Raw genomic sequence first — 12,120 nt, 5'->3', positions numbered from 1 at the left:
AGCCCGGTGGCGCTACGCTTACCGGGCTTACGACTGCATCCCTGTCAGATGCTGAACGAAGAGCCACATCCACAGGTACTTGTCGCGTTCGGGTTAGTCACAACGAAGCGCGAACCTTCCAGGCCTTCAGTGTAATCCACCGAACCACCCACCAGGTACTGCAGGCTCATCGGGTCAACCACCAGCGCAACGCCCTGCTTCTCGATAGTCATATCGCCGTCGTTGACCTGATCGTCAAAGGTAAAACCATACTGGAAGCCGCTGCAGCCGCCACCGGTAATATAGACACGCAGTTTCAGATCCGGATTGTCCTCGTCGGCAATCAGGGTTTTCACTTTGTTGGCTGCTGCTTCGGTAAATTCCAGCGGCAACGCTACGTCATCACTCATCTTATGCTCCCATGAATACTGCTACTGCTATTGGGTAAAATTCACCCAATTCTTTATGTCATTATCTAATACCCTGGTAATTCATTCAAGTATTCTGCGTCGGGGCCCGCTCGGCCTCTTGTTTTGCCAGGGTACGGGCAAGAATGGTGGAGTATAGCGGTTTTCCACCCAGGAATTGGGCTAATAGTGTCGCGCCGAGACAGGTAATGATCATTGGCAAAATGAGCTGGTAATTATCCGTCATCTCCAGAACCAGCACGATGCCGGTCAACGGCGCGCGCAGGGACGCCGCCAGCAGCGCGCCCATTCCGGCAATAGCAAAGGTCCCGGCGTCCAGATGATAGGCCGGGAATCCGGTAGCAGCGACCATGCCAAACGCGGTTCCCAGAAGCGTACCCAGCGCCAGCATCGGGGCAAAAATACCGCCAGGCGCACCGGAGGAGAAGCACAATACGGTGGTAATCACCCGCGAAATAAACATGAACAGCAACAGACCAATGCTGAAATTACCCGCCGCGGCAATCGGTATCAGCCCGAAGCCACCGCCTGCGGCATTGGGCTCAATGAAGCCGAGCACGCCGCAGGCGCCGCCCAGCAGTCCGCCGATCAATACCCAGCGGGTGGTATTCCCACCGTGAATGCGCTGGAACATATCCTGGGCGCGTAAGATAAGCGTGTTAAACAGCGGGCCAACCACGCCAAAAATCATGCCGAGGATCAGGTATAGCCACAGCGTATTCACCGGCGCATTGGTCAGTTTCCCCACCTCAATCACCGCCCCTTCGCCATTAAAAATGCGAAAGACAATGCTCGACATAATGACGCCGGTGAATACCGCTTTTATTGAGATAAGGTTGTAGCGAAACTGTGCCCGCATCTCTTCAATAATGAACAGGATCCCCGCGAGCGGTGCGTTGAACGCCGCCGAAAGGCCGGCCGCCGCCCCCGTTGCCAGCAGCGTATGTCGCGCCTCCGCGCTGCGCATGCGAAACAGATCGCCGACCATGCGCCCAACGTTTCCGCCCAGCTGCACCGTTGGCCCTTCGCGCCCGAGCACCATGCCTGCCCCGAGCGTTCCCATGCCACCGATAAATTTTACCGGGATGACGCGCCACCAGCGAACCGGCCTCAGCTCTTCCAGTGCGCCTTCTATTTCAGGGATCCCGGAACCGCCCGCTTCCGGCGCAAATTTACGGACCAGGAAATAGCCCACCATGGCAAACAGCGCAGAAAAGCCAAAGGCCCACACCCATACCCATCCACCGCTATAGGCAAAACCCGCCACGGTTCCAATTCGCCAGTTCATTATCGCGTTAACCGCTTTTTCGAAGGCGATACCCACCAGCCCGGCAACGGCGCCGACCACGGCAGCAGCCAGCAGGATAGCCAGCGGCGTTTTATCACGATTAAGCAAGCGCCGGATGCTGATACGGTGCTGCGCACGTCTGAACTGCTGTTCAGTATAAGAATGAGTGTCTGCTTTCATTACCGTTTCTTTTCGTCATACAAATAACCGCAGGGATTTTACCAGAGTGCGTAATATCATCCCGTGAAAAATACTTAACAATTGTTTGGGCATGAAAGGGGGCAAAAATTTCATTACCTTCCGAGGATCACTTAGAATAGTGTGCTTAATCATTTTATACGAACCAGGAACGACGCCATGAGCAAGTCTGAAAACCTCTACAGTGCAGCCCGCGAGCTTATCCCAGGTGGCGTGAATTCGCCTGTTCGCGCCTTTACCGGCGTAGGCGGTACGCCGCTGTTTATCGAACGTGCTGACGGCGCGTATCTGTATGATGTCGATGGCAAAGCCTATATCGATTATGTCGGCTCATGGGGTCCGATGGTGCTGGGTCACAACCATCCTGCAATCCGCAATGCGGTGATTGAAGCCGCCCAGCGCGGCCTGAGCTTCGGCGCGCCAACCGAGATGGAAGTGAAAATGGCGGAACTGGTCACCGAACTGGTCCCGACTATGGACATGGTGCGTATGGTGAACTCCGGTACCGAGGCCACCATGAGCGCGATCCGCCTGGCACGTGGTTTTACCGGCCGTGACAAGATCATCAAATTTGAAGGCTGCTACCACGGTCATGCGGACTGCCTGCTGGTAAAAGCCGGCTCCGGCGCGCTAACCCTCGGTCAGCCGAACTCACCGGGCGTACCGGCTGACTTTGCGAAGCATACCCTGACCTGCACCTATAACGATCTGAACACCGTTCGGGCAGCCTTCGAGCAGTATCCGCAGGAGATTGCCTGTATCATCGTTGAACCTGTCGCAGGCAACATGAACTGCATTCCACCGCAGCCGGAGTTCCTGCCGGGTCTGCGCGCCCTGTGCGATGAGTTTGGCGCTCTGCTGATCATCGACGAAGTGATGACCGGCTTCCGCGTCGCGCTGGCGGGGGCACAGTCTTACTACGGCGTAGAGCCGGACCTGACGTGCCTTGGCAAAATCATCGGCGGCGGCATGCCTGTCGGTGCATTCGGGGGACGTAAAGAGGTGATGGAAGCGCTGGCGCCGACTGGCCCGGTCTACCAGGCGGGTACCCTTTCCGGCAACCCGATTGCAATGGCCGCAGGTTTCGCCTGTCTGACCGAAGTCGCGCAGCCGGGTATTCACGAAACCCTGACCGATCTGACAACTCAACTGGCCAACGGCCTGCTGGAGGCCGCGCAAGAAACCGGTATTCCTCTGGTGGTAAACCACGTTGGTGGGATGTTCGGGATTTTCTTCACCGATGCGAAAACCGTGACCTGCTATCAGGATGTGGTGAAGTGTGACGTTGAACGCTTCAAGCGCTTCTTCCATCTGATGCTGGAAGAAGGCGTCTACCTGGCACCATCCGCGTTTGAAGCAGGCTTTATGTCCGTCGCGCACAGCGAAGACGATATCAATAAGACTATCGATGCTGCGCGCCGGGTCTTTGCGAAGTTGTAAGACAGAAACGAACTGCTGCCCTCTCCACCCGGAGAGGGCAATACCCCACCGCCCTTCTACCTGCTTTGCTTTCTCAACAAATAGATAAAGTACGGCGCACCGATAAACGTCGACAGCAACCCGGCAGGTATCTGGTACGGGAACAGCACCATCCGCCCCAGCCAGTCAGCAACCACCAGTATTACGCCCCCCGTCAGCGCCGACATCACAATGTGCGGCATCGTGCGACGAAAGCCCATCATTCTGGCAATGTGCGGCGCCATTAAGCCGACAAAGCTCAGCGGGCCGATGGTCATGGTGGCCGTTGCCGTGAGGCATGCGGCCAGCAGCAGTAACCCGATACGGGACGGCGCCAGGGCCATCCCCACCGCACGCGCGGTCTCGCCGCCCAGCGGCAGAATGGTCATCCAGCGACGACACAGCGGCACCATCGCCAGCAATACGATCATTGCAATCCCGGAATGCACGACCTGGCTGGCGGTGGCGCTGTACGTTGAACCGGAGATCCAGGTCAGGATCTTGGCCATACGCGGATCGCCACTCGCCTGCAGCATCATCAGCAGCATAGTAAATGCCGTGCTGAGCGCCATCCCGGCAAGCAGCATCCGGTGAGGGGAAAACCCGCCACGCCCGGAGGCAATGAGGATGATCAGCAGCGTCACCGCCGCGCCAACGCTCCCGGCAGGCATCAACCAGCCGAAGGCATTTCCCGGCACCAGGAACAGCATCAGGACCACGCCAAAGGCGGCACCAGAACTGATACCCAGAACCTCCGGGCTGGCCATCGGATTACCGGTCAGACGCTGGATAATACAGCCCGCCACCGCCAGCATGACCCCGGCGATTAACGCCGAGAGAATGCGCGGCCAGCGCCACTGCATGAGTTCGTTAAGCAGATCCCCAGACGCCCAGTGCCAGCCCACCGCATCGCGTCCGAAAGCGAGCGCGGCAAATGAGATAACAATCAGCACTGCCAGCCCGGCAAGGCTGAACCCCAGCACTGACTGGCGCTCAGCATAGACCTTATCGCCAGCATCCATCGCTGGCGCGCTGATACTGCGCAGACGCGGCAGCAGCCACAGCAGCAGCGGTGCACCGATAAGCGCCGTCATCGAACCGGTAGACACTTCCATCCAGACGCGTGCCAGCCAGAGAATGATTTGATCGGAAAGCCAGAGGATCAACGCGCCAATCAGCGGGGCTAACATCAGGCGCGCCAGCAGGCGGCGCGCACCGAGCATTTTTGCCAGCAGCGGCGCAAACAGTCCGATAAACCCGATGATGCCTACCGCATTAACCAGCAGGGCACTGAGCACAATTGCCAGCGTCAGCGCCCCCAGACGGGCCAGCGACAGCGCCAGCCCCAGATTACGCGCCACGCCATCGTCAAGACCCATCAACGTCAGCGGGCGCAAGAGCAGCAGCGTCAACACGACGCCACCGACGAGCTGCGGCCACAGACGCTGCACGACGCTCCAGTCGGTCTGGGTGAGCGTACCGGTGCTCCAGAGGAACATGCTCTGCAGCTGATCGTGATGGAACAGCACCAGCAGCTGATTAATCGCGCCGCAGTACAGGCTTACCACCAGCCCCGCAAGAATAAGCGTGACGGGGGAGAGACGCTTGCCCCAGGCGACGCCGAATACCAGCGCGCCCACTACACACGCACCGGCGAGGGCAGCAAACTGCGAGGTCAATGCCCCAGGCAACGCCCAGAGTGTGGTAATCGTGATCCCAAGCTGTGCCCCGGTCGCCACGCCAAGCGTCGTCGGCTCGGCCAGAGGGTTACGCAGTACCTGCTGGAATAAAACGCCCACCAGCCCTAATCCCGCCCCGACCAGCAGCGAAATCGAAAGGCGCGGCAACAGACTGTAGTGGAACAGCATTTGCTGAATATTATCGATATCTGGCGTCACCAGCGCCGCACGCCACTGGTCGCGCGGTAAGGCCGTCGACAGATTGAACCAGGTCAATGCCAGCGCGCACAGGAAAATGAGGCAAAGTAACAGTGCCGGGAAACGGGCAATACGCTTACTCATGCCTGGCCTCCCAGCGCGTTGTCCAGCACGCGGGCAAAGTGCATGGCAGAAAGCGTCGCGCCGTAGAACCATACCGCAGGTGCGCGCAGGAACCGTTTTTCACGCACAAACGGCATTGCCTGCCAGAGCGGCGTCGCCATCAGGGTTTGCATCTCCCGCTCGTTGCCGTGGTCAAAGCACAACACATCGACATCGCGAAATGCCGCAAGACGGTCAATCCCCACGGCGGTGCTGCCCCAGAAGGTCATCTCCCCTTCCCAGGCATTACGAATACCAAAACTGTCGAGCACGTCCTGGAACAGGCAGTTTTTCCCAAAGACCAGCATATGGCGGGCATCCAGCAGCGTCACCATCAGCAGCGGGCGATCGCCCCGGTGAGCAAAACGCGGCTTCAGGGCGTTAATCAGTGCATCAAAATCGTCGAGATGTTTTTTGGCCTCAACCTCACGGTTAAGGAACTGTGCCATCTCGTGGAGGGAGTTTTTCGCCATCGCCAGCGGATTTTTACCGTCGCTGAAGGAGAAACCACGGCCGGGCGCAATCCGTGCCATTGTCTCTTCTGACGGGCCGTAACCTGCAGACCAGAACAGGAATGACGGCTTCATCTGGGTGAGCAGTTCGAGATTTGGCTCGGTGCGCAGGCCGATGTCGATTACCGAGTCCGGTAGCCTCGGCTCATTCACCCATAGCCTGTAGTTGGGAATATCCGCCACGCCATAGGGCGTAACGCCCAGCGCCATCATCAGCTCTACCGGCAACCATTCCAGCGCCACAATGCGGTGTGGATCGACCGCAGCCGCACGCGCGGTATTCATTTTTAACAGCAGCGGTGAAAGCGCCATTGCCGTCAGCAGACGACGGCGACTCATCAACATAGAATCCAGCATCAGTACACAAAGCTCACCGGTGCTGCCCCGGCAGGGTGAGGCAAAATCCCCATTGGAATACCGTAAATGTGTTCCAGCGTTTCACTGCGCATCAGTTCAGACGGCGTCCCCTGGGCGATCATTTCACCGCCGCGCAGGGCAACGAGGTAATCGCAGTAACGCGCGGCCATGTTGATATCATGCAGGACCGCGATAACCGTCAGACCGCGCTGCTGGCTTAAACGATGCACCAGCGCAAGCACGTCGACCTGATGGGCAATGTCCAGCGCAGAGGTCGGTTCGTCGAGCAGCAGGCAGCGGCTGTCCTGGGCCACCAGCATTGCTATCCACGCGCGCTGACGTTCCCCTCCTGACAGGCTGTCTACCAGACGGTGGGCCAGCGGTTTTAGCCCCACCAGCGCAATCGCCTCTTCCACTTTCTCTCTGTCGGCCACGCCGAAACGGCCAAGCGCGCCGTGCCACGGATAACGTCCAATCGCCACCAGTTCACGCACGGTCATCCCCTCCGCCTGCGGCAACTGCTGCGGCAGATACGCCACTTTGCGGGCAAAGGCTTTACTGCTCCAGCTCTCCAGCGGCTGACCGTCCAGCAGGATATCGCCTTCTGACGGCGGCTGATGGCGGCCAAGCATTTTGAGCAGCGTTGATTTACCAGAGCCGTTGTGACCAATCAGGCCTGTCACTTTACCTGCCGGGAAGGTCAAAGAGAGCGGATGCAGCAGGGTGCGTCCGGGCACGCGAAAGGAGAGATTATTGAGCGTGAAGGTGGTGTCGGATTGCGTTTGATTATCCTGCATATCGGCCAACTTAAATAAAAAGGGCACGGCGAACCGTGCCCGAAGAGAGATTAGAAGCGGAAGGTCGCGGTGGCGACAACCTGACGTTCAGCACCCCAGTAGCATGCATAATCCTTGTAGCAGCTGGAGACATATTCCCGATCGAACAGGTTATTCACGTTCACCGCCACAGATGACCCCGGCAGACCCAGACGGGCCAGATCGTATTTCACCATCGCATCGGCAAGGGTGTAGCTCGCGACGTTAAACGGCTGATCTTTTTTGTCGCCGCTTGAGTAGTAGCTCACCGTGTTACCGATGTAACGGGTACCGGCACCAATCGTCAGGCCGCTTAAGGCCGTGTCGGTGAAGGTGTAATCTGCCCATAATGACGCCTGATTACGCGGCACTTCCGCCGGACGTTTACCTTCAAAGGTGCTGTCATGGGTGTACTCAGCATCAATAAAGCTGTACGCCGCGGTCACATTAATATTGGCGTTAACCGCTGCTTTCGCTTCCAGTTCGAAACCACGAGAACGGATCTCACCGGTCTGGATACTGTGAGTATTCGTTGGATCGTTCGGATCCGCCGTCAGGTTTTTATCTTTCGTCAGCTGGAACAGCGACGCGGTGACCACAACCGGCAGGTCTTTCGGCGCGTATTTCACACCCGTTTCATACTGCTTACCGCGGGAAGGGTCGAACGGTGTGCCGTTACGATCGGCGCCCGATACCGGCTCAAACGACTCGCTGTAGCTGAAGTAAGGTGAAATACCGTTATCAAAGAGATAGTTAATTCCCCCGCGCCAGGTGAAAGCCTGGTCGTGGTTTTCAGCCAGCGAATCGGCCGTACCGCGCGTCAGCGTTGAGGCCATCACGTAGTCGTAGCGTCCGCCCAGCGTCAGCACCCACTTATCCCACTCCGCCTGATCCTGAGCATAGAGCCCGGTCTGTTCATTACGGTTAACGACGGAATAGTTAGACCATGGCAGGTTAGTGTTGATGTTCGCGTTGCCGTAATCCGGGTTCTGGATATCAATCGGGTCGGCGGAACCATACAGCGCATTGATATCATTACGCATACGCGAGTAATCAACACCCGTCAGCAGCGTGTGGTCTACGGCGCCCGTCGCGAATGTCGACTGCAGTTGAGTATCCACGGTGAACATATTCAGATCTTCATCTGAACGCACGTAAGCGCGGTTAATCTTGCCAGGCTCAGCGTAGCCATTGCCGTAAACAGAGCGGTAGAGCGTATGAACTTTTGCGTAACGCAGATTCTGACGCACGGTGAACGTGTCATCAAACTGATGCGAGAAGCTGTAACCAATCAACTGCTGGCGACGAGCCATCTTATTATCCGCTTCACCTTCGTTGAAATCGGTTGGGATCTTATGCTCATTGCCGTTTGCGTCACGGTATGGCACCACGGTCCCTTCCCGTGGCAACCAGCCGTAGTAGCCCGCTTCCGGATCGTTCTGGAAATTGCTCAGGAAGGTGAAATCGGTTTTGTCATCCGGACGCCAGCTAAAGGAGGGCGCAATCGCATAGCGGGTTGATTTTGACATCTCCTGCTGTGCGTTCTGACTACTGCCAAGACCGGTCAGGCGGTACGACCACACGCCATCTTCATCGATTGCATCACTGAAATCGAAGCCCGTTTGCCACAGGTTATTGGTCCCCATTTTAAACTGGACTTCTTTCAGCGGCTCGGTCAGTGGGCGTTTGCTCACCATACTGACGATACCGCCTGGATTGCTGTTGCCGTAGAGCACAGACGTAGGCCCGCGCATCACTTCTACGCGCTCAAGGAAGTACGGATCCATGGAAGCTTCGGAGTAGTTATTCCCCATCAGCTTCATGCCATCGAGATACTGGTTGGTGTTTACCGTCGAAGGCGCGGTAAAACCACGAATTGAGACCACATCATAGGTGGTGGAGCTGCCGCGGGTCGCAAACACGCTCGGCGTATAGCCCAGCGCCTCTTTTACGGTCGCTGGCTGGCGGCGTTCCATTTCATCACGCGTTACCACGGAAATAGACTGCGGGGTCTTTTCAATCGCGGTATCGGTTTTGGTCGCCGTTGCCGTGCGCTTTGCTGCGATCGTTGGCGCAGGCCCCCACGGGCTTTCCTGGGCGGCAGGCGCGGCAGTGACGGTGATGGTTTCTTCTTTTTTCTGGGTTTCAGCCGCATGTGCATACGTAGACATGCTGGCAACCGCTGTGGCTACGACGACCGCGATTTTTCGCAGCGACGTGTGAATTGGCTGAGCAGTATTGGAAAGCGCCATGTTTATCTCTGATGGAAAAGTGAATGATAACGTAAACGAGAATTATTATTATGACCGCAGAATAATATGCGAAACGTTGGCTGCATAGCAAGCAGTAAGCGGCCCTACGAGAATTAAGGGTTTAAGAAATAAACAAGAGAAAACGAAGGGTTAATCAGAATGAAAACGAGGGTTAAGGAAATGGAAAGTACAGGTAAAAAAATCCCCCCTTTCGGGGGGATGTGAAGCGTTAGTTACCGCCGAACATATCTTTAATCCAGCCCGCGACACCGTCGCTGTCTTTTTTCTCATTCTGCTGCTGCGGCTGTTGTTGCGGCTGCTGCTGAGGCTGAGAAGACTGCTCGAACGGGTTACCCGTCGGTTGCTCTGGCTGGCTTTGCTGGCACAGCGAATCCGGGTTGGTGGTCCAGACAGGCAAGGTACGCATACCGCCGCCACAGACAAAGTTACCGGAACCGTCCACGCCCATATCGACAATATCTTCCGGCGCCACCAGATTCAGCGGTACCGGAGACTGATTCGCCAGATAGCGCTGGTAAATCGACATCGCCCCGCTCGCACCGTACAGTTTGGTTGGCTGGTTGTTATCGCGGCCTACCCAGGTGATCACCACTTCACGGCCATCGATACCGGCGAACCAGGTATCCACGTTGTTGTTGGTGGTCCCGGTTTTACCTGCCAGATGCAGGCCCGGATACTTCGCACCCAGTTGACGTCCGGTCCCCCGCTGCACAACCTGCTGCATCGTCCACAACGTCATATAGGCCGCCTGCGCTGGCACGGCACGTTCCGCTTGCGGGAAGCTCTGATACAGCACGGAGCCGTCCTCAGCAATCACCGAACGCAGAGCAGAGAGCGGTGCACGGTTACCCCCGCTGGCAATGGTCTGGAACGCCTGAGCCACTTCGATCGGCGTCAGGTTAAGCGCCCCCAGGATCATCGCCGGAACAGGATGGAGCTGATCTTTCGGCACACCCAGTTTCTGCCAGGTGTCGACAATCGCCGGCAGACCGAGCGCCATACCCAGGTTCACCGTTGGCACGTTCATCGAGCGGGTCAACGCATCCACCAGCATGACCTGGCCGCTGAACTGTTTATCGTCGTTCTGCGGAGACCATACCTGGCCGTTAGGCTGGCGCAGGGAAATCGGCGCATCGGCAATCCAGGTATTCAGGCGATACTGGTTAGGCTGACTCAGGGCGGTAAGATAGGTTGCCGGTTTTGCCAGTGAACCAATCGAACGTCGCGCCTGCATTGCACGGTTGTAGCCTGCGAACTGCGGCTCAGCACCGCCCACCATGGCGCGAACTTCGCCGGTGTTACGGTCAACCACCACCATCGCGGTTTCAAGATCGCTCAGCTTACGCTGTTTCTTCAGCGCCGGGATACCTTCCACCGCAGCTTTTTCAGCGGCTTCCTGCGCCACGGAATCGAAGGTGGTAAAGATCTTCACGCCGGAGAGATCTTTCACCTTATCACCGAGCTTGCTTTGCAGCTCCTGACGCACCAGCTGCATAAACGCAGGCTGAGGCGAGATCACGCCACCGCGCGGCTGAACGCCGAGTGGACGTGCGCTCAGCATGTCGTACAGCTCCTGGTCAATCACCTGCTGTTGTTGCAGCAGACGCAGCACCAGGTTACGACGTTCCAGCGCCAGTTTCGGGTTACGCCACGGGTTATAAATGGACGCCCCTTTCACCATGCCCACCAGCAGCGCCTGCTGGTCAAGGCTCAGCTCTTCCACCGGACGACCAAAGTAGTACAGACTTGCCAGCGGGAAGCCGCGGATTTCGTTATCCCCGCTCTGACCGAGGTACACCTCGTTCATGTACAGCTCAAGGATACGATCCTTGCTGTAACGCGCATCCATCAGTACGGCCATGTACGCTTCGTTGGCTTTACGCCAGTAAGAGCGTTCACTGGAGAGGAACAAGTTCTTCACCAGCTGCTGGGTCAGCGTACTCGCCCCCTGCACCGTCCGTCCGGCGGTCAGGTTAGCCAGCACCGCACGGCCAATCGAGTAAAGGCTGATGCCATCATGCTCATAGAAGTGACGGTCTTCGGTTGCCAGCAGGGTATCAACCAGCAGGTCCGGGAAGCCGTTACGGGCAACAAACAGACGTTGTTCGCCGTTCGCCGACGAGAGCATGGTGATCAGACGCGGATCGAGACGGAAGAAACCGAACTGACGGTTGTTATCCATGTTCTCGATGGTGTCCAGACGATCGCCGTCAAAGGTCAGACGCGCACGCACCTGACCCTCTTTGCTGTCCGGGAAATCAAACGGACGGCGGATCATCTCAATGCTTTTCGCCTGCACGGTAAATTCGCCAGGACGCGTCATTTTCGACACCTGACGATACTGGGTGGCTTCCAGCAGTTTCACCATCTCGTTCTTGCTGATGGACATATCTGGCTCAAGGTTCACCATGCGGCCATACACCGCCGCAGGCAGTTGCCAGACTTTTCCGTCTATACGGCTACGGATCTTCTGATCCAGATAGACGCCGTAAATCGCCATCAGCACAACAAATACAATGAACAGCTTCAGCAGCAGCCAGAACCAGCCGCGCTTGCCCCGAGGCTTACGCCCTTTGCCTTTCCCTTTACGCGGCATCGGTTCTTCATCCTCATAATCGTCTTCATAGTCATCGTCATAGTCCTCATCTCTGAGGCGACGACGGCTTACCTTTTCTTTCGCCGGACGCGTTGGTTTTCCCTTACGTCCTATTGGCTCGCGGTCATTCCCCGCCATGCTTTTTCTCCGCAACTTTCAGGCGCAAGGGCCCGATTC

At 57.2% G+C, this 12,120-nt stretch carries 8 protein-coding genes; 1 reads left to right on the top strand and 7 read right to left on the bottom strand.

Annotation, left to right across the window (positions count from 1 at the left end):
* Window positions 1–44: 44 nt before the first annotated feature.
* Complete coding sequence (gene erpA, locus HV340_RS03795; RefSeq protein ID WP_013095643.1) at window positions 45–389, bottom strand: iron-sulfur cluster insertion protein ErpA; 345 nt, start codon at window positions 387–389, stop codon at window positions 45–47.
* Between the two features lie 85 nt (window positions 390–474).
* Window positions 475–1,875 (bottom strand): H(+)/Cl(-) exchange transporter ClcA, encoded by a 1,401-nt coding sequence (gene clcA / locus HV340_RS03790; RefSeq protein WP_063925637.1) that lies wholly within the window; start codon window positions 1,873–1,875, stop codon window positions 475–477.
* A gap of 177 nt (window positions 1,876–2,052) precedes the next feature.
* On the opposite strand from clcA, the gene hemL reads away from it, so the two are divergent.
* The gene (hemL, locus tag HV340_RS03785) at window positions 2,053–3,333 is read left to right on the top strand and encodes a glutamate-1-semialdehyde 2,1-aminomutase (protein WP_041162433.1); all 1,281 of its coding nucleotides are present in this window, start codon (window positions 2,053–2,055) and stop codon (window positions 3,331–3,333) included.
* Between the two features lie 56 nt (window positions 3,334–3,389).
* Here hemL and fhuB read toward each other — a convergent pair whose 3' ends face one another.
* From fhuB to mrcB, 5 genes are all read right to left on the bottom strand, one after another.
* Window positions 3,390–5,372, bottom strand: a complete 1,983-nt coding sequence (gene fhuB, locus HV340_RS03780; protein ID WP_063925638.1) for a Fe(3+)-hydroxamate ABC transporter permease FhuB — start codon at window positions 5,370–5,372, stop codon at window positions 3,390–3,392.
* A complete protein-coding gene (fhuD, locus tag HV340_RS03775) occupies window positions 5,369–6,259 on the bottom strand; it encodes a Fe(3+)-hydroxamate ABC transporter substrate-binding protein FhuD (protein WP_040018653.1) in 891 nt (296 codons plus the stop codon). Before fhuD ends, fhuB begins: the two co-directional genes overlap by 4 nt.
* A complete protein-coding gene (fhuC, locus tag HV340_RS03770; RefSeq protein ID WP_020882606.1) occupies window positions 6,259–7,056 on the bottom strand; it encodes a Fe3+-hydroxamate ABC transporter ATP-binding protein FhuC in 798 nt (265 codons plus the stop codon). The genes fhuD and fhuC overlap by 1 nt, the downstream gene beginning before the upstream one ends.
* A gap of 50 nt (window positions 7,057–7,106) precedes the next feature.
* The gene (gene fhuA / locus HV340_RS03765; protein WP_063925639.1) at window positions 7,107–9,326 is read right to left on the bottom strand and encodes a ferrichrome porin FhuA; all 2,220 of its coding nucleotides are present in this window, start codon (window positions 9,324–9,326) and stop codon (window positions 7,107–7,109) included.
* A gap of 229 nt (window positions 9,327–9,555) precedes the next feature.
* Window positions 9,556–12,081 carry a bifunctional glycosyl transferase/transpeptidase gene (mrcB, locus tag HV340_RS03760; protein WP_025205202.1) on the bottom strand — a complete coding sequence of 842 codons (2,526 nt, stop codon included), beginning with the start codon at window positions 12,079–12,081 and terminating at the stop codon, window positions 9,556–9,558.
* Window positions 12,082–12,120 lie beyond the last annotated feature (39 nt).

Source organism: Enterobacter sp. RHBSTW-00975 (genome assembly GCF_013615235.1).
GTDB classification, from domain to species: Bacteria; Pseudomonadota; Gammaproteobacteria; order Enterobacterales; family Enterobacteriaceae; genus Enterobacter; species Enterobacter ludwigii.
This window is presented reverse-complemented; position numbering and strand designations above follow the sequence as displayed.

Bases quoted from the DNA above. Each gene is read 5' to 3' on its own strand.
- fhuD (WP_040018653.1), bottom strand. From the start codon at position 6,259: ATGCTGGATTCTATGTTGATGAGTCGCCGTCGTCTGCTGACGGCAATG.
- fhuC (WP_020882606.1), bottom strand. From the start codon at position 7,056: ATGCAGGATAATCAAACGCAATCCGACACCACCTTCACGCTCAATAAT.
- erpA (WP_013095643.1), bottom strand. From the start codon at position 389: ATGAGTGATGACGTAGCGTTGCCGCTGGAATTTACCGAAGCAGCAGCC.
- mrcB (WP_025205202.1), bottom strand. From the start codon at position 12,081: ATGGCGGGGAATGACCGCGAGCCAATAGGACGTAAGGGAAAACCAACG.
- fhuA (WP_063925639.1), bottom strand. From the start codon at position 9,326: ATGGCGCTTTCCAATACTGCTCAGCCAATTCACACGTCGCTGCGAAAA.
- fhuB (WP_063925638.1), bottom strand. From the start codon at position 5,372: ATGAGTAAGCGTATTGCCCGTTTCCCGGCACTGTTACTTTGCCTCATT.
- hemL (WP_041162433.1), top strand. From the start codon at position 2,053: ATGAGCAAGTCTGAAAACCTCTACAGTGCAGCCCGCGAGCTTATCCCA.
- clcA (WP_063925637.1), bottom strand. From the start codon at position 1,875: ATGAAAGCAGACACTCATTCTTATACTGAACAGCAGTTCAGACGTGCG.